Below are 18,789 nucleotides of genomic sequence, written 5' to 3' on the forward strand. Positions count from 1 at the left end.
TTAGGTGACCTCCAGGACAACTTGGCTTTTCGTCATTGTCGCTTACACCCCATAGCCTGGCGCAGTGACTAATTCCATTGGGGGAGTGGCAGCGGAGCAGCTGCCCGAGGGCTTGTACGAACTATTGAACACGGACCTGCTCGGCCGGCGCCTGGGCCATGAGGCAGAACTAGAGCCAGTCTTCGCTGAAATTGACGACGACGACGCCCCGGACATCCTCTCCCGCCACGTAGCCGACGCCGTCCGACAGGCCCTGAGTGCGGCCAAGCCCAACGACCGCGTCGCCCTGGCGAACAAGCTCCTCCGGGAGCTGAACACGGAGGACCGCATCGCCCCAGGTCCGACCCAGCTCCATTCCCTCCACCGCCCGGATACGCTCAGGCGCCGCAGTCTGCGCCGCCCCACCACCAAGCTGAGCGACTCCGCACTCCTCACCAACAGCAAGGACGACCCCAACCTCGCCGCGGAACTCAGGACCGAGATCGAGTCAGCCAACACCGTAGACCTGCTCTGCGCCTTCGTCCGCTGGACCGGGCTCAGGCTCCTCGAACCAGCCCTTGCGCGGCTCAAGGAACGCGGTGCCCGCCTGAGGGTCATCACCACCACCTATATGGGCGCCACCGAGCGCCGCGCCATCGACGAGCTCGTCAACCGCTACGGCGCCGAGGTGAAGATCAGTTACGAAACGCAGGCCACCCGCCTTCATGCCAAGGCCTGGCTGTTCCGCCGCAACTCCGGCTTCGACACCGCCTACGTCGGCAGCTCCAACCTCAGCCAGGCCGCGCTCCTGGACGGCCTGGAATGGAACGTCCGGCTCAGCTCCGTCGGCACTCCCACGCTGCTGCAGAAGTTCGAGGTGACCTTCGACAGCTACTGGGAACAGCGCGCCTTCCAGAGCTACGATCCGGAACGCGACGGCGAAAAGCTGGACGCCGCGCTGGAACGCAACGGCGGCCGGCGCACCGCAGCCCCGGACGCCGCCACCGGCCTCGAGCTCCAGCCCTTCCTCCACCAGGAGGAGATGCTTGAAGACCTGGAAGCCGAGCGGCTCAAGGGCTTCAACCACAACCTCCTCGTCGCCGCAACCGGCACCGGCAAGACCGTCATCGCGGCGCTGGACTACAAGCGTCTCTGCGAAGCGGCGGGCAAAGATCTGAAGCTGCTTTTCGTCGCCCACCGCCAGGAAATTCTCAAGCAGGCCATGCGCACCTACCGCGACGTCATGCAGGACGGCGCCTTCGGCGAACTCTACGTCGGGGAGCACAAACCACGGCAGTGGAGGCACATCTTCGCCTCCGTCCAGTCGCTGTCGTCCCTCGGCATCGACAAGCTGGAGCCGGACTTCTTCGACGTCGTCGTCATCGACGAATTTCACCACGCCATGGCGCCCACCTACCGCCGGCTACTGGACCACCTGCAGCCGCAGCAGCTCCTCGGGCTGACCGCGACGCCGGAACGCGGCGACGGCGTCGACGTCGCCCAGCAGTTCTTCGACGGCCGCACCGCCAGCGAACTGCGCCTCTGGGACGCCCTGGACGCGGATCTGCTGGTGCCCTTCCACTACTTCGGCGTCTCGGACGACGTCGACCTCAGCCAGCTGGAGTGGAAGCGCGGAAACTACGACACAGCGCAGCTGAGCAACCTCTACACCGGCAACGACGCCCGCGCAGCGAAGGTGATCCGCGAACTCCGCGACAAGGTCACCAGCACCGAGCAGATGCGCGCCATCGGCTTCTGCGTCTCGGTCCAGCACGCCCACTACATGGCCGAGGTCTTCAACCGCTCCGGCATCGCCTCCGTCGCCGTCGACGGCAGCACCGATGACGCCGACCGGGCGGCGGCTCTGAAGCGGCTCGCCGCACGCGAGATCAACTGCATCTTCGCCGTCGACCTCTTCAACGAAGGGCTGGACCTGCCGCAGGTGGACACCATCCTGATGCTCCGGCCCACGCAGAGCGCCACGATCTTCCTCCAGCAACTGGGACGCGGGCTGCGCCGGGCCGAGGGCAAAGCGGTGCTGACCGTTCTGGACTTCATCGGCCAGCAGCGCCGAGAGTTCCGCTTCGACCTGCGCTACCGGGCGCTCACCGGCTACGGGCGCAAGGAGCTGGAAAAGGCTGTCGAGGACGAGTTCCCGTACCTGCCGTCCGGCTCGCAGATCGTGCTGGACCGGGTGGCGCAGCAGGTCGTGCTGGACAACATCAAGGCCCAACTGCGGTTCAACCGCGCCCAGCTGGTCCGGGACATCGCTTCCTACGCCGAGACCGAACTGGAGGCCTACCTGGAGCGGTCCGGGAACGACGTGAAGTCGATCTACCGGTCCACCAGGGATTCCTGGACCGGCTACCTGCGCCAGGCCGGCCTGATCGACGGATTCTCGCCGCTGGAGGCAGTCCTCAGCGGAAGGATCTGGGAGCTCTCCGATGCCGACGAGAAGAAGCTTCTCGGCCGGATGGCCGCGCTGATCCACGTGGACGATCCGGAACGCGCCGCGGCGTACTCGATGCTCGTCGGCGCCGACGCGCCCCGCTACGCGGAGCTCGGCATGCGGGAACAGACCTTCGCCCGCATGCTCTTCTACACGCTCTGGGACGACGGCGGCGGGTTCCCGTCGTACGACGCCGGGCTGGACTACCTGCGCGGTTATCAGTTTGTCTGCAGCGAGATCCGCCAGCTCGCGAAGCTCGGCGTGACTGCGTCCAAGCATGCCGCCAGGGGCCTAGGTGCGGGACTGCAGCACGTTCCGCTGCTCTCGCACGCCACCTACCGGCGCGAAGAGGTCCTGGCGGCGCTGCAGTACGGATCGCTGGAGCTCGGGAAGAACGTTCAACACCGCGAAGGCGTGGCATGGTGTCCTGCGGCGGCCACGGATGCCTTCTTCGTCACGCTCAACAAGGACGACAAGAAGCACTCGGCCACGACCATGTACAAGGACTACGCCATCAGCCCCGAGCTCTTCCACTGGGAATCGCAGAACGCCACGTCGCCCGGAAGCCCGACTGGCAAGCGTTACCTGGACCGGGCCGCGCACGGCTCGAAGATCCTGATCTTCACGCGGGACACGTCAGAGGACGAAACCGGCTTGACCGTGCCGTACACGTGTCTCGGACAGGTGGATTACGTGCAGCACACGGGCGAAAAACCGATCGCGATCACCTGGAAGCTGCACCGGGCGATGCCGGCTGACGTGTTTGCGACGGCGGCAGCGGTGGCGCAATAGCGTTGGCACAGTAAATGTCTTATCGGAGAAGACGGGGCAGATGCGTTCGTGTCCTATCAACGCGACAACGTGCCAAGCCGAGGCCTTCTGGTTTGCGGTTGGGAGAACGGCTCACAAATCTTTTCGGCTGTTAACTAAGACCGTCGTGCGGCTCCTGCGCCGATTGCGTGGCGTCGCGCGAAACCTACTCGACGGCGATATGATCTCAGCATCTAATCGAGCGGTTTGACCACCCTTTGAATCTGGTCGACGTTTTGGGGCATGTCGAAAGGAAGCAATGTGGTCAAAGATGCCACAAGGAGAGTCAACGAGGCGCAAAGTTGTCTTGGGGTTATCCGAGATCAAGTCCTGGCACCTCTCATAGGCATTTTCTGGGACGCGGACAGAGTTGTTTGGGCCTTTACAAGCGTGGTCAAGAAGGCGACGAATGACGGCCGCGATTCTTATGTGCCAACAGACATGCTCTGTGGCGATGACCGGCATGCCTTGGCTGCGGGCTTCCTTGAGCGGAAGCTAGCGGCGGGCTAGGCGGACATGGGTTTCTGGCACACCGGATATTTGGAGTTCCATGAGCAAACGGGCGAAGGCCCGGACTCAAGGGTCGCACCAAAGCCCCCTACATTTCCCTGCATGCGATGCCGTGTGGAGTTTCTCACTGAACGCGATCTTCGTGTTCATAACTTTGAGGGACACACGATTCAACGTCCGGTTCTGGTGTTTAAGGGACGGGAATGCGGTAGAAGCCGGTTGACAATCACCGCGGAGACCGCGGTGAATGATTGGGTAATCCGTAACGCTGACAGCGTCACGATCAACGGTGTCCCGACACCTGCCGCTAAAGCTGTAGAAGTCCTATCATCTCAGCGGACGGGCATTTTTGATGTGTCCTTGGCGAACATGGATGTCGTCCAGACGTCCCAGTTCGAGTTTGATCTTGCGGAAGAGGAAGATCTGGCGGGTGTGGATGCTGCGCTCGAGCGTTTCATCGACGGTGGTGAGCTGAGCCTTCGTGCCATCGACGACTTCATAATGCGCTCGAAGCGGTACTCGACAGCAGGAAGATATCTGTCGGGTCTAGCCAACTACTTGTACGGCGTCCTGGCCCGTGAAGACGTCGCTGAGTCGGGGCTACACGGCCAACTACACGAAGGCGGCGGATATGAGGGCAAATACGACCAAGCAGTCGGTATCCTCGGAGCGTTCGATCGTCCGCCAGCAGAGGCGATCTGTGGCTTGGTCGCATTTCATTACAATCAGTTCCAACGAGCAATGACCAAAACCAGGAGCCAACGAGTTGCCGAGGTCTCCATGCGTTTTCAGTCGCTACTCAAAGGTGAACTTTTGCGCACTGAGGATTTGTCACAGTCGCCCCACACCAGCCTCGATTTTGTCCTCAGCGACTCGGTTCTTGAGCAAGTCCTTGCGTGGAGCGCTTTACCCCTCGACGGCACCGCTGCCAGCAGCATCGCCGACATGGCCTCCGAAATCGGGGCTCAACTACCCCGCGACGCCTTTAAGTTGCACTTAGTCGCAGCGGAACATGCCATCGCCGCAGAGGACTTTGCCTCAGCGGGCTACCACGCGGAGCGCCTCCGCCACAGCCGTGAAGCGGAGAGCTGGTATGCGGGCTTTCGAGCGCGGCTTCAATCTCAAGGAGTTTCATAGAAGTGACCACTGATTCTCGACCGAATAATGCCCTCCCCGAAGCCCCTGGCGAGATCGTGCGCGAAGTGGCCGTGGTCACCCCCGCGCAGCCGGTCGAACAGGACAGGGAAACGAACGACGTTCGACCAAAGTCCATCCTGGCGTTGATGGAGTACGCGTACAGTGAGGGTGGCCGCAAGCTGAATCTCGCACGGCGGGACTTGGATGGGCTTTCTGTCGACAAGGCGCAGAGGGAAAACGAGATCGAGGCTGTTCGGCGGCTGGCAGTCGCGGACCCGTTTCTTGCCGTGCCACCCACGTTGCTTGCTGCCGTGGGGGAACATGAATTGAATTCGCATGTCGTCCGAAGAATTCTTGAGCTAGTACTGGTCGCTTTGGCCAGCCACAAGCTTTTCGAGAACAAAATGGGAGGATTGGCAGACCCGAGCGCAAAACCCGCTCTCACCGCTCACATTGTGAGCGCTGCGGCCAATGACATCACCTTCGAAGCATTGGGGCTCCAAAAGGCATCAGAGTTCTCAGAATCTGCTCGGGAGCGTATGCGGGTCAATGCCGTCACCACCTTTTCGCTCTTCCGCGTTCTCCGCGATCGATGGACTTCGGAGCAGTTCATAAATGATATGAAGGCCTTCGTCTGGCGGGCGCCCCGCCAGCGAAGCGCCACGAAATTAGCGGCGACACTCGCGAATGCCAAAAACCCGCAGGCCTTGAGCCAGTTGTCTCGACATTTCGAGGTTCTTCTCCGTGACTCGGAAAAGGCGGCGGCCGAAGCGCGGTCGCAAACAAACTACCAAAAGCGTCTTGCGGAAGAGGCGCAGGCACTCCAAAAGACCTTGTCAGCCGATCTGCATGCGGCAAAGGCTCAAACCGCTGATCTGACCGTTCAGATCGCGGAGCTGTCACGTCGTCTGTCTCAGGAACAAAGCAGTCGGGTGGTCGACAAGAGTCACCTTGTAGATGACTACGAGACCCTCCGCACGCAAGTCGTCCGGCGACTAACCGCTCAAGTCGAGCTGCTTAGCGACGGTTTGCACGCTCTTCGCCATGGAAGCACCGGCGTAGCTGAGGAGTTCGTAGATCGGGCTCTCGGCGCCATAGACGCTGAGGTCAAGCGACTTAGGAACGTTGATGGAGGTACGCAGTGATTGCTGGATTCGACTTCGGGACAACAAATAGTCTCGTATCTGTGGTCGTGGGAGATCGTGTCATTGACGTTCTCGACGAGGACGGACGACCCCACCCTTCTGTGGTCCGCTACGAAGGCGAAGAAGTGATCGTGGGCCGGGAGGCCCGCCACGCTCTCGAAGAGGTCGGCTTAGGCGTCCACGGCAGTACCGTGCGATCGCCTAAGTTTCAACTGGGAAAAGAGGTGATAAACGTCGGCGGAGTAGACCGCAGCCCCGTTGATATCGTGGCCGACGTTATTCGCCACGTACGTTCCGAATCTCGTCAGAGCCCTCAACGCCGCGTGCTGGGAGCGCTGGATCGTGCAGTAGTTACAATCCCCGTGAGCATGAATGGGCCGCGGCGAGCCGCCCTTAGGGATGCATTTGGGCGGGCTGGAATTTCCGTCGCTCAGTTCGTGCACGAACCGTTGGCCGCACTGTATGGTCATTTGCGGGGGGCGTCTAATCCGGAGAACGAGATCCGGCGGCTGATGCGGCGCCACGTGCTCGTTGTCGATTGGGGTGGCGGAACGCTCGATCTCACATTGTGCCGAATCGAGCCAGGACGCATCCTCCAACTCCGGAACGGCGGAACTGACCAAGTTGGCGGTGACGAATTCGACAAAGTTATCCGCGATGAGGTCGTAAAGCGGTTCTCGAATAAACAGGGGATCGTAGAATCAGATCGCCCGCGGCGCGAGGCTCGGTTGCGGCTCCTGCAAACTACAGAGCGCAATAAGATGGCGCTCTCGGAACGTCCTGAAGTTACGTTCTATAGCCCTGACTATTTTTCTGACTCGGGAACCACCTTGGAATACCCGCTAAGCCGACAGGAACTTGACTCCATTACCCGGCCCCTTGTAACACAAGGCATCAGTGAGATCGAGTCGCTACTAGACAGCGTTGGGATGGCTCCTGCCCAGGTTTCGCTCTGTCTCGTGGCCGGCGGAATGGCTGCGATGCCGAGCATACGCGGCCGGTTGCACGAGCTATTTGGGCCTGAACGGGTTCTGGTCCCAGAGAACAGCGCAACGCTTGTTTCGCAAGGGGCCGGATGGATCGCTCACGACTCGCAGAGGCTAGTTCTGGCGAAGCAGGTCGAGTTGGAGATGGCACGTGGATCTCGTCTCCCCCTCCTCAGAGCAGGAACACCTATGCCAAATGATGGCGAGGTGCGCCAAGATCGGATCCATCTTTACTGCACGGATCCTACGGACGGTGTGGCAAAATTCTCAATCGTGGCGCCCTCTCAGTTGTCTGAACAACCGCAGGCAAGCGATCCTCGAACAACGTTGGGCGTCGTCGCCATAGCTGTGGACCACACCGCACCGCCGCTAGTCGAACGCCTCGAGCTCGATGTCGAGATTGACGAAGATCTTATTTTGTCTGTAACTGCTTCTTCAAGCCAGCGCAAGGATCAATCGAGCGCCTCTTACTTCGACCTGGAGTTCGGAATCGGACTTCCCGTCAGCGACATGCAAGAATTCCTTGATTTCGCTGATGCGGAGATATGTGCGCCCAGCGGCGGCCTAGCCATTCGCGCCAACGTGGCGGATAAGAAGGACGCAGCGCTTATTCCCGGGGATGTGTTGTACAAACATAAACCCGGTGCTTTTGCTCGGCTTTCCGACCAGGCCACGCAAGAACAACTGACTGAGCACCTTTACTACCAGCCATGCGCCGTCTGTAAACGTCAGTGGGGTGACCCGGCCTGCCGGTGTGCCTCTGTGGCCTAACAGGTGGCTGCACAGCAAATCCTCGTTCGCGTCGTTAACGACTCGTCCGAGGTCGAAGAGGTTCGACGCCCTGTTCGGCTGACTCCTGACGGGTGCGCCGGTGTTGTTTACGCGGGAGCGGTCTACCCCGTTTTAGACGGTGGCGTAGTCAATATAGCTGGACCATCGTGGGAGGTGGAGGACTGTAACAGGTTCCTCCTGGCCGGTACTGCTATCCCGTACGCTCCGCAGCCTAGCGGTGCCTCCGGCGGCCCACCCGAGTTCACAGGCTTCCGGGGCGATTGGAACGTAGACACCAACGCATTTGGCCACTATGTCGTCTTCAATGGCCCGGAGCGTGTCGCTGGTGATGTTGTCAGTGCACTGGAAGCCGCCGGCCTCGCCGTGCAGCGTTGGGATGTCAGCCACCGACCTGCAAGCGATGGCAAGTTTTATGACTGGTTTGCACGCCTCCGGACAAAGACTTCCCACGATGATGCGGTAGCTCGTGTGTCTGCGGTGTTCTCGCCTGAACTGGGAGCTGCGGAGCCCCCGCCCGCGCCAACAGCCACTCCGTTTGAGGACCTGTCGGCGCGGGTTGAGGCGCTGCTCGACCTCACGGCCGAGCTAGGGAGTCGTCTCAAACAGTCGGAAAATGAGATAGCTCTCCTGCGCCAGCGGCTTGCAGCCGCGACCGATCACGAAACCAAACTCTTGGAAGACTTGGATCGGTCGCTGGCTTACCAGAAATCGCTGCACGATCAAATCTCAGAGTTGAGCAACGCTCATGAGCTAAGTGCCGATGCCAAGGCTTATCTTGTCAAGCAGTCGGACACGGAAGAACTTCTGGAGCTGGCTCTGAGTGAGAATTCTGAGCTTACTAATACGGTTGTGAACTTCCGGAAGCACACAGAGGAGAGCGATTACCGAATTCTCACTTTGGAAGCGCTGGTATTTTCCCTTCAGGAGCGCTTGGATGAACTCGGGCAGCAGGACCGAGAGCGGCGCCGCGCTGCTGCCGCCCATGTAGTCCCTCGTCGTGGTGTTTCGGGCTTCTTGGATAATGCCTTCCTCCGCCTCACATTTGTACTGGACAGCGTTGAAGTGCTGGCTAATTTGGACGCGCCGGCCTCTGTGCTGCGGGTGCTGACACAGATAGATATGGGAGAGCTTCTAGGAAAGGATCTCGAAGGTATTCGGGGTTGGCGGGAGGTGTCAAAACTGGCGACGGGCATTGCAGGAAGCGAGGACATGGGTCGTGTCTACTACATGCCGGACGGCAGCCAAGTTCTAGTCAGTGTCCACGTCAAGCAGGACGAAAAAGAACAGCGGCGCCATATTGAAAGGCTCCGATTGATCTGAGTCGAGACATCAGATCAATTCGCTGTTCACAACACGCGTGCTTGCCTTGGCAAGTTGAGCAGAAGTCTTTGTCTGACGTGGAAGCCGGGTCTTGCCGGCATTGGACCATGGGAACGATGCGCCACTGTTTTCTTCGAACTACGGTCGCAAATTAAGCGGCTTGATCTCCGTCCCGTCCTTGATCAGACCCAGCAGATCATCCTGCCGTGCCTGGCCCAGAGTCAGCCGGTACTTCGCGAGCCCCGCAAGCATGTGTTTGGTTCTGGGCACGTCTCGGCTGAGGGGGTGATCGAGCAGCCGTCGCTCGATCTTGTGCTTTCCCCGGTAGATCCAGTGTGGAGCGAACTCATTCGTTCCGTTCTCTGTCAGTGCGGCGACCGAGTCTGCAGCCACCCTGAAAAGGGACTGCCACGGATTAGTGACGTCCGGCTTCAAGACGTCCCGACCGTGCCTGCACGCAACATTCTTCCGCACTGCATGCCCCAGGTACCGGTGCACACGGCCTTCGCGCTGTTCGAAGTCGACGGGGTTGCCGGGCACGTTCCAGTGGATGACCGAGTGTGCCCACCAGTGGAAGTCGATGCCCTCCTGGCCCACCGACGTAGACGCCAGCACGAACGGCCAGAACGGGCTGTTGAAGGCCCGGCGGACGTCGGGCATACGGTTGCTGTCGCCGTCGTCTGTCTTGGCATTGCTATAGCGCACGGCGAAGCGGCTGCCCATGCGGAGATCCTCGTGCGAACCGTCCGGATATTTCGCGAGCATCTGCGCCGGTTTGAGGGACAACGAGCGCCGGATGTCGTCGGCCAGCGCCCGGAGCTGCTCGACCGTGATATCCCCGGGAGCCTGCTGGCTGCGGAGCTGGAAGACGTACTCATCCAGCACCGCCTGGAGGTTTCCGGCTTCGCAATAGCGCAGGACCTTCTGCCAGTAGTCGCCTTCGGGGTAGAGCTTGTCCAGCAGCTCCGTGGCGTCGAGCCGGTTGAACAGCGTGCGCAGGCCAGTCGCCGCCAACACGGCGGCCTTCCACAGCTCGGCGCCGCCAAAATCGTCCGGAACCACACGCTTCAGGGCGCGATAGATGCAGTTGGCGGGGGAGTTGACGGCCAGGTCTTCGATTCCGTCCTCCCAGCCCGCCGGCTCGCTGCCCACGGCCTCGAGCATCCGGTCAACGTGTGCGAGGTAGAGTCCAGCCTCGGGGCCACCTTCCTGCTCGGTGTCCCCGTCGTCCGAGGCTTTGCCTTGCCGCTGGGTGAGTTCGTCCAGCTCCCGCAGCTCGCGCCCCGCCAGCTTCGCGTCGTCGTTCCACTCTCCCGGCAGAGCGCCGGGCACCGAGAAATAGGACGCCCATGCGCCGAGGCGACTGGCCGGATCAACGACGGCGCCGCCAAGCATGGCCATGGAGGCCGCTGCCGCAGCAGCCCGCACCGCGTCTCCGGCGACGAGGAACCCGCTCATGGCGGCACTCTCCAGCGGGTCACCTGATAGTGCCAGGGCCGCGTGGGGAATGAACAGCGCCAGCGTGGACATCGCCTGGGGCTCACCGTCGCGGACGCGGAACCGGAGCCTGCCACGGAATCGCTTGCGAGCCTCGGCCGTGTTTTCCCCGTGCAGCGGCGACCCCTCAAGGATCTGCCGCTCGGCCTCGTAGGAGAGCATCGTCGTGATCGCCGTCGGGGCCGCGTTCCACGCCGAGAATACGAGCTGCTTGGTCACGTCCGAACCCACCTCGGCGAACACCCCGGAGGGCTTCACATAGGGGAGCGACGGCGGCATCCACAGCAGCTTCCACCAGCCCTGGCCGACGGTGTGATCGCGCACGGCCCGGAACTTCGCGTTGTCCGTCTCCACGGCACCGTAGCTGCGATAGGTCTCAGGATCGATGGTGGTTAGGCCCGGCAGGACCGGGTCAACCGCTTCGCGGTCGCAGTGGATCCTGCCGTCCAGCATCCTGCCAACCTTGTAGTCGGTGAGAAAATGCGCGAACATCGGCACGGACTTCCAGTACTCCATCGGGTTGCCGGTGCGTGCGGCCCGGAACAGCGCGGAGAGGGACTTGTAGCTGGTGAGGTCCCCGGCGCGGACGTCCGTCGGCGCCATCTCGATCACGGACAGCATGTCGTCTTTGCCCAGCTGGGGCCGCTCCGTACGGCTCATGAACAGCTTCAGCCCGTCCTCGATGCGGTGCGTCAGGGCATCGTCCGGGACCTGCTTCAGGAGCTGGGTCCGCCGGCCGTCGAGGTCTGCCTCGAGTCCTTCCATGTACCCCGGCCGTTCGCTGCTCAGGAAACGCAGCAGCTGCCGGAAGTCCGCGGCGTGGTCGTCGCCGTCGTCCTCGTTCGCCCCGGTGTGCGCCTTGTACGGCGTGGCCGAGAGCAGGATCAGCTTGGCCCCCTCGTAGTTCAGGAATTGCCGGGCCAGCTCTGCCGCGGAATCCTCGTCGTCGGGTGCGGTGCCGGGGGAGTAGAGCAGATCACGGAAGCGCTGGAACTCGTCCAGGATGATCAGGTCGGGTTCCAGGCAATCCAGCCCGGCCTGGGCCAGGTCTCCCCGTAGCCCGCCAATGATGGCGCTCATGTGCGGCCGGACGGTCTCCGCCCCGTCGCGTGTCGCCTCCCGCAGGGCTTTGCGGAACGCCGGGAGGTTGCCGCTTTGGTGCGCCAGGGTGCGGAACCGGTTCCGCACGGGGACTGAGAAACCGTCGGGGAACTGCTCGTGCATGTACTGGACCAGGCGTCCGAAGTTCTGCGTTCCCGAGCCCGCGCGCAGGAGCTCGACGGCGTCGTCGTGCTGGTCCTCGCCGATGACTCCGAGCTGCGTGATGATGCGGAAGAGGACAGCGCGTTCTTTGGCCTGGCCCGTTGCCCCGCCGACGTTGAATGACGTGCCCGGAGTCAGGGAGATGAAGTTGACGCGCTTGCGTGTTCCCTTCGCGGCCGGAGCGTTGAGCTTGGCCAGTTCGGTGGGCAGCAGCGTGAGCCGGCCGGACTCGATGATGTCCTTCTGCCCGGTGACGTTCAGGCGGCTGAGGTTCTGCTTGGCCAGGTCAGCGTTGGAGCAGACGTAGACGACGTCGATCCGGTTCACCCCGGAGTCGGGCCGGTCGAGCAGCTCGATTGCCTTCGCAATGACGCCGCGGGCCACCATGCTCTTGCCCAGCCCGGTCTCGTCCGCGACAAGGAAGCGGTCCGCCGGCTGGTCGTCCAGGTAGAGGCGCTTGAAGACGTGTTCCACGGTGCGGCGCTGGAAGCCTCGCAGTCCGTCCAGCGCGGGCGTTGCATCAAACCCCATGAAGTTCCCCTATGTCCAATGCTTCGGTGGCTGCCGTCCAGAGCGCGTGCAGCTGCTGAATCTCCGGGTCGTCGCCGCGAAGGGCGAGCAGCCGGTCCATGACGACCTTCAGATCCGGGAAGACCGAGGCAGCGTCCGGACCCGCCATCGCGCCCACCATCGCTTCGAAGAGCCCGGCGGTGGATCCGTCGCCGAACCCTGACCCGGCGAACCATCCCGTGCCAGTCCCCGACCCCGGCAGGGCGTCTTCCGGGGTGAGGAACAACAGCAGGAACTGGCGAAGCTTCTGGGGGTCGTCCAGCTGGCGGGCAATGATCTCATCCAGCCGTCCCGCAGGATCGGTACGCAGACTGCCCTGGATCACCGTGCTCTTGGACAGCCCGGCCGCCGGGTCCTCCAGCGTCAGCACCAGATACGGCGTCACGTCAGCCAGCGGTATGGCGTGGAAGACATGTTCGTGCTGCCCCCCGGAGGGTTCGACGACGGCGCTCGGCTGGGGGAGCGAGAGGAGCCGCAGCGCCGCGGTGAATTCTGGCTTCGGCGACCAGCCATGCGAGACGGTCACGGCGAACGTGTTTTGGGCACCGCCCTCGGGGACGGCGTCGAGGAGGAACCGCTGCGCGGCGGCGTCCCGCAGGGCGTTCTCCAGCCGGAAGGCCGCCACGTCTTCTTCGGAGCGGGCTAAACCGCCGGTGCCCAGGTAATCGGCGAAGGGCACGTCCTTGAGAGTCTCCCGGATGCGCTGCACCCCCAGGCGTTTCTTTGCTCCCCGCATTTCCAGCAGGAATTCCACGTTCCTGGTGAAACCTGCTTCGGTGGCGTTGGCCGACCCGAGAAGCGCGTAGGTGTGGTGGTCGAAGTCGCAGAAATATGCCTTGGCGTGCAGGCCCGTGAGATCGTCGGAAACGCGCTGGAGCCCGGACTCGTCCCTCTCGCTTTGTCCGGACTCCGACGATTCGGGGATGCCGAGTTCGTCAAAAGCCTTGAACGAGGTTGCGGAATCACCCACCGTTGTCTCGTTGAGGAGATCCAGCTGGTCTCCGCGGGAGTAAACGTAGAGGGTATCTGTCCACGGATCCTGCAGCCGGCCGAGCATCGTGTCATCGAGGAAGGGCGAGATAACCAGCTTCTCCCGCCCAAAGTGGGCCCCGCTCCCGGTCTTGCCGTTGAGTGCCTTGAAGTTTTCCGGCTTGCCGAGGTGCGCGACGACTGATCCGTCTTCGAAGTTTTCGCCTATGCCCATCGGTCGGAAGGCCAGACGATGGATGTCCTCGGGCAGGTCCCAGCGGACGTCCGCCAGGCGCGCGGCCAGGCCGCGCACCCTGGCCAGCCGCCCGGCGTCGGGCGTCACTGTGCAGAGGTCGGGGAGCCCGGCGATGAAGCGTGCCAGGGGGCCGCTGTCCGGGCCGGCGTCGTCGGCGTCCTGCACGGGTTCGCCATCCAGCCGAACGAGGAGGTCCCAGCTGGCGTCGGTGGTGAGGTTGCGGCTGCTGCACAGGAAGCGGTAGCGGCGCTCGGTGTCGTTCTCGAATTCGAGGATCCAGATCTTGGGGTGAAAGAGGCCGCGCCGGACGCTGACCTGGTGGACCATCGGCTCCAGCAGTGCGAGCAGGTCCGAGGCGTCCGAGGGTGCCTTGATGTGGCCGGCCTGGCAGAAGATGTCCACGCGGTCGGAGACTTTGCGCAGGGCGCTGAGCACCGCCACCGGGTTGGTGAATTCTTCTCCGGAGCCCGCGACGAAGCTCAGCGGGACGGAAAGGGCGCTGGTCATGTCCAGCGTGAAGGTGGTGCCCACGGCGTGGGAGAGCCGGAATCCTGCCGGCGGGCGCAGTTGCTGGGTGAGTGCCTGCCTGTTTGCTGCCTCAAGCATTCGACTGCCCTTCCAGTGCGAGTCCTGCGTGGATGTCCAGGACGTTCCGGCGGACCTGCGTCCAGCGGAAAGTCAGAGCGCCCACACGGGCCGGCGGCTGCCAAGCGCGGAGCCGGCGTTCATTGCGGAACCGCGAGTTGGACTTCTTCATGAGCCTCTCCCGGGTTTCGACGGCGGCACGGAATTCGTGGTTGTCGATCAGTTTGCCGGGGCTTGTGGCTGCCTCGGCCATGGCCCGGGCGAAGCCGGCGGTGTTGCTGTTGATGCCGCGGTTCAGTGCCGTGGCGCGGTCGATGAAACTGTCGACGTTCCATTCTGCGAGGAGCTCGCGCTTGCCGTCCCGCTGCTTCTCCCACGCTGCGAGGAGTTCCTTGGTTTGCTCGAGGGTGTCCTCGCCGGCGGAGAAGACCTTTGCCGAAAGTTGCGCGAGCAGGTGCTGGTAGAGGATGGTGGCGCCGTTGTGGATGAAGGAGAACGCTTCCGCGTCCTTGAGCCACTGCGCGGGGTCGCCATCCGCGCTGCGGCACGCCGGGTCCAGCCAGGGTGCCCAAAGTCCCGGGGTAGGACTGACCTCGGATCCGACGACGTGGGCCAGCATGGTGCCGGGGCAGGTGGTCAGGATGCGTTCCTGGAGCCAGCGGGCTTCGTCGTGGGACAGTTTCAGACCCCGGTCCTCGGCCTGCGGAAAGCCTGCCGGCGGTTTGGGGAGAGTTTGGTTCCAAACCGAGTAGCTGCTTTCGCCGTCCTCGGGCGCGGGGGCGTCCGCGCACATCAACTGGGCGACGGCAGAGCGGTCGGTGTCTGGGCTGACGATGCCGTACGTGCGCAGCGCCGTCCAGTAGGCGGCCGAGGGCAGCTGCTGGACGTTCCGGCCTGCGTCGCGGCCGATGTAACTTTGCTCGCCAATCTCTTTGAACCTGCCGATCAGCTGCCGCTCTGACTCCTCGGACCGCTTCCGCAGATCATCCGGATTTCGTGTGCTGCGGTGGGCGGTTTGATAAGCCCACGGAACGAGGAGCATATAGCGTGCGCCAAGGTGCAGCACGGAAGTACCCGGGAACAAGCTGTTGCTGATCGCGTCGCGCAGCTGCCCCATACCGAGGTCATCGGTGGTTTCCGGCGTGCCAAAGAGCTTCACGAGCTCCCGCATCTTCGAGTTCTCCTCGGTAGACGCGTCGAGCCAGGAGATGAGGGAGGTCATGTGGGGTAGGGCTCGTTTCCGGTCGGACTAAGTGCCATTCGCCATTATCAAATTCTGCCGCTCGTAGTGGGTCAGTTGGAGCCACCCACGGTCAACTGCTCCCGTGGCGCCATTGGCCCCACATCCGAACTGACAAGCTGCATGAGCTCGCCGTAGTCTGTCACGACGTCATAAGTCACGTTCTCGCCACGGCTGCGGCTCATTTCAGCGAAGAACTTGCGGGCGCAGTCAATCTTGGCGTTCTCGACACCCTTCAGCTGAAGGGTCGACAACGAGCCCTTGGTCTCGGCGACGAAGTAGACGTGCTTGACGCTGCCTTCGGTGAACGCGATCGCCCAGTCGGGGTTGTAGTCGCCGACCGGGGTCGGAATGAAGAACCCGCGTGGGAGCTTCGCGTAGACCGCAACCTCCTTGCTGGTATCCAGTTCGGCGACGAACGCGCGCTCGATCTTCGAGTCGGTGACGACGTAGTCGTAGATGTGCTTCGTGAGCTTGTCGCCTACATGTGTGAAGTCTTGCTTAGTCAGGTTCCCGGTGAAGATCGAAGAGTCGAAACGAGCCTCCAGCGCGTCATACGTGAGGTGCTCGACGATGACGGTCGCCTTCTGCTCGTTGATCAACCGTGCGGCCTCGGTGATGAACTGCTCGGGGTTCTGCTTAAACTTCGCGAAGGTCGCCGGATTGACTCCCACGAGGATCGCGGCGCATGTACGGCGGGTGAGGCGTGTCTTATGCGCGATCTCACCGAGCAAGTCATACGGCACCGTCGAGCTTGCGCTTAGCTCCGATGTTTCAGTACTCGTCTTGGCAACCTTGAACGCCGTGCCCGTGGCGAGGGCGTCGGCATCGATGTCGCTGGCCATCGTGCCTTCGACGACGACGTACTGCATCTTGGCGACGCTGAGCGACCTGTCGAGGACGCGGACGCAACTGTTGATCAGCTCCTTGGAGTCGAAATCGACTTGATAGAAGGCCTTGCGGTTGATGCGCTGCCAAAGCTCCTGGAACTCCCGCTTGTCGAAGTTCGACTTGTTGATAGGGATCAGCTTTGGCTTGCGCCCATCGGTCAGCTTCGGGGCCTCAACGTGGAGCGAGTCGATGAGTTCGGCTACTTGGTAGAAGAACGGTTCCAGCGCCGGAGGAAGGGGTGGAATTTCTGGAAGGTTCTGACGATCGATCCACTTGGCGGTGAGCTGCTGCTCGTAATCGATGAAGCCGTTAACGGTGAGCCAGTACTGAAGCTGCTTCGCCTCGTCGACTGTGAGCTTGTGCTCCGTTCCTGTGGCCACGTCGTGGAGCGCAGCCCCGGTGAAGAATTCTGAGGTCGCCTTCCGCGGCCGGGCGCTGAGCAGGTTGAGTGTCTCCCGCTGGAAGTCGCGCACGAAGTCAGCGTAGGACTCTTCCGTCACGACTGTCAGCTCGTTGATCTCGTGCACGGTGACAGGGTTGTCGGCACGCTCGCCGTTCTGATCGACAGCTAGCCGCAGACCACGGCCGACTTCTTGTCGGCGTGAGTCGCCGGCGGCCGCCCGCTTCAGGAACCCCAGGGTGAAGACATTGGGGTTGTCCCAGCCCTCGCGCAGTGCAGAGTGGCTGAAGATGAAGCGAAGTGGGTAGTTAAGGTCGAGGAGCTTCTCCTTATCTCGGAGGATGGCGTCGTATGCTTCAGTGTCGCGCGACTGGCCCTTGTTGTCGCCGGTAGCCTCGATGTCACCGTCAACCCACCGGCCGGTCTTCTTGTCGACGGAGAAGTAGCCGTTGTGGACCGTGCGGACCACGTCGCGCTCCAAATAGTCGCGGTATCGCGCAGCAGACTCATCAAGGTCTAGTTCGCTGAGCCTTTCTGCTCTGAGGGCTTCGTACTCCTCCTCGAAAACGCGAGCATACTCACCGCGGTTGCCGGGCTGGGTATAGTCGCGATACTTCGGGACCTCGTCGATGAAGAACAGAGAGAGTACTTTGATGCCCAGACCGAAGAGTTGCCTCTCCTTGTCAAGGTGGGCGCGGATGACTTCGCGGATCTGAAGGCGACGTTTCTGATCGTCGGTGACATCGTTAGTGATCTGGCCAACGGTGAGGGTCTCACCGTCGAGGAGTGTGACGACGTCGTTGTTGGCGTCGATGTCCTCGACTACGAGCCCCTTGTAGGCTTCAATCCCGCCAGAGATGTCGTGGAGGCGCGATCCCTTCTGAACCCTTACAACCTTGGGCACGATGGGGCCGGCCTTGGTCTGAACGTGAAGCTCAACCCTAGCCTTGGGGAAGTCTGCGCCCTTTCCAAGCTCCACCCCATCGACGTACAAGTAGGCGCTGCTTCCGGCGAGCCCCTTCACACTGATACCTCGAACAGCGATCTTCTTCACCAGCTTTGCCTTGTACGCGTCGAGTGCGTCGAGTCGGTGGACCCTATTGTGTTCTATCGCGTGCGTGGCGGAGTAGCGGAGTGCGAAGAGGGCGTTAAATCGTCCGAGTGCTTTCAGCGTCTCGCTAGGCTTCCTGGGGTTGCTGCCGAGGCGCTGTGGTTCGTCGATGATAAGGATGGGCCTGTTCGCGGCGATCACGTCGATCGGCCGGCGCGACTTGAAGGCGTCGAGTTCCTTGAACATCTTCAGTCCGGCAGACTTGCCCTTTCCCGTATCCGTATCGGCCTTCTTGGCGTCACGGTTGAAGTTCTGGGCATTGATGATCATGACCTGGATGCCATCGTCGGAGGAGAAAGTCTCCACTTCTTCGAGGTGGTCTGAGTCGTAGACGAACGCCCGCGCCTGGTGACCGTACTCGCTCAGGAAATGCTCGGCCGTGATGTCGAACGACTTCTTGACCCCTTCGCGGATCGCAACACTTGGCACGACAACGACGTACTTGGACCAGCCGTAGGCACGGTGCAGCTCCATGACGGTCTTGATGTAAACATAAGTCTTTCCAGTACCGGTTTCCATCTCGACGTCGAGGTTCAGAGCAGCCGCTGGGCTGGAAACCAGCTCTGGCGACAGCAACAGTCCGCTGGTCCTCTTCTGAACCTCGTGGATGTTTTCGAGCAACTGGGTCTGGCTGAGGTGGACTTCGGTGTTGCGGAGTCCTGGCGCAAGCTGGCCTGCAGCTGGTGCGACGTCCAGCGTCATTCCTGGCAGCGCGACAGGCGCGCTTGTGTCAGGAACGGGTGTGACTGTCGCCTTGCCCGGATCGATCTTGTACCTGATTCCGTCGGCGAACGGCTGTCGGTGGACAGCTCTGAAGCAGTCGACAATGGCGTTGACCGCTGTCGTCTGATACTCCTGAACCTTGAACTTCAGCTTCAT

At 62.1% G+C, this 18,789-nt stretch carries 9 protein-coding genes; 5 read left to right on the forward strand and 4 right to left on the reverse strand.

The features are described 5' to 3' along the window. Positions 1-64: 64 nt before the first annotated feature. The 5 genes from AC1DGI_RS12015 (at position 65) to AC1DGI_RS12035 (ending at position 9,128) form a co-directional block, all read left to right on the forward strand. Positions 65-3,220, forward strand: coding sequence for a DEAD/DEAH box helicase (locus AC1DGI_RS12015; protein ID WP_476898993.1), 3,156 nt, complete (start codon positions 65-67; stop codon positions 3,218-3,220). Between the two features lie 747 nt (positions 3,221-3,967). Beyond that, positions 3,968-4,885 (forward strand): hypothetical protein, encoded by a 918-nt coding sequence (locus tag AC1DGI_RS12020; RefSeq protein ID WP_476898994.1) that lies wholly within the window; start codon positions 3,968-3,970, stop codon positions 4,883-4,885. A gap of 2 nt (positions 4,886-4,887) precedes the next feature. Next, entirely contained in the window at positions 4,888-6,030 is a 1,143-nt protein-coding gene (locus AC1DGI_RS12025) for a hypothetical protein (RefSeq protein WP_476898995.1), read from the forward strand. Next, the gene (locus AC1DGI_RS12030) at positions 6,027-7,787 is read left to right on the forward strand and encodes an Hsp70 family protein (protein ID WP_476898996.1); all 1,761 of its coding nucleotides are present in this window, start codon (positions 6,027-6,029) and stop codon (positions 7,785-7,787) included. The genes AC1DGI_RS12025 and AC1DGI_RS12030 overlap by 4 nt, the downstream gene beginning before the upstream one ends. 3 nt (positions 7,788-7,790) lie before the next feature. Beyond that, complete coding sequence (locus AC1DGI_RS12035; RefSeq protein WP_476898997.1) at positions 7,791-9,128, forward strand: hypothetical protein; 1,338 nt, start codon at positions 7,791-7,793, stop codon at positions 9,126-9,128. 138 nt (positions 9,129-9,266) lie between these two features. Here AC1DGI_RS12035 and AC1DGI_RS12040 read toward each other — a convergent pair whose 3' ends face one another. From AC1DGI_RS12040 to AC1DGI_RS12055, 4 genes are all read right to left on the reverse strand, one after another. Continuing rightward, positions 9,267-12,419: a helicase C-terminal domain-containing protein gene (locus AC1DGI_RS12040; protein ID WP_476898998.1), complete on the reverse strand. Its 3,153-nt coding sequence runs from the start codon at positions 12,417-12,419 to the stop codon at positions 9,267-9,269. Beyond that, positions 12,409-14,289 carry a phospholipase D family protein gene (locus AC1DGI_RS12045; protein WP_476898999.1) on the reverse strand — a complete coding sequence of 627 codons (1,881 nt, stop codon included), beginning with the start codon at positions 14,287-14,289 and terminating at the stop codon, positions 12,409-12,411. Before AC1DGI_RS12045 ends, AC1DGI_RS12040 begins: the two co-directional genes overlap by 11 nt. Beyond that, on the reverse strand, positions 14,282-15,490 hold the full coding sequence (locus AC1DGI_RS12050; protein ID WP_476899000.1) for a DUF6361 family protein: 1,209 nt from the start codon (positions 15,488-15,490) through the stop codon (positions 14,282-14,284). Before AC1DGI_RS12050 ends, AC1DGI_RS12045 begins: the two co-directional genes overlap by 8 nt. Positions 15,491-15,561: 71 nt before the next feature. Next, entirely contained in the window at positions 15,562-18,789 is a 3,228-nt protein-coding gene (locus AC1DGI_RS12055; RefSeq protein WP_476899001.1) for a type III restriction-modification system endonuclease, read from the reverse strand.

The sequence above is a fragment of the Arthrobacter sp. 05N428_2 genome (assembly GCF_056397065.1).

Bases quoted from the DNA above. Each gene is read 5' to 3' on its own strand.
- AC1DGI_RS12040 (WP_476898998.1), bottom strand. From the start codon at position 12,419: ATGGGGTTTGATGCAACGCCCGCGCTGGACGGACTGCGAGGCTTCCAG.
- AC1DGI_RS12045 (WP_476898999.1), bottom strand. From the start codon at position 14,289: ATGCTTGAGGCAGCAAACAGGCAGGCACTCACCCAGCAACTGCGCCCG.
- AC1DGI_RS12050 (WP_476899000.1), bottom strand. From the start codon at position 15,490: ATGACCTCCCTCATCTCCTGGCTCGACGCGTCTACCGAGGAGAACTCG.
- AC1DGI_RS12055 (WP_476899001.1), bottom strand. From the start codon at position 18,789: ATGAAGCTGAAGTTCAAGGTTCAGGAGTATCAGACGACAGCGGTCAAC.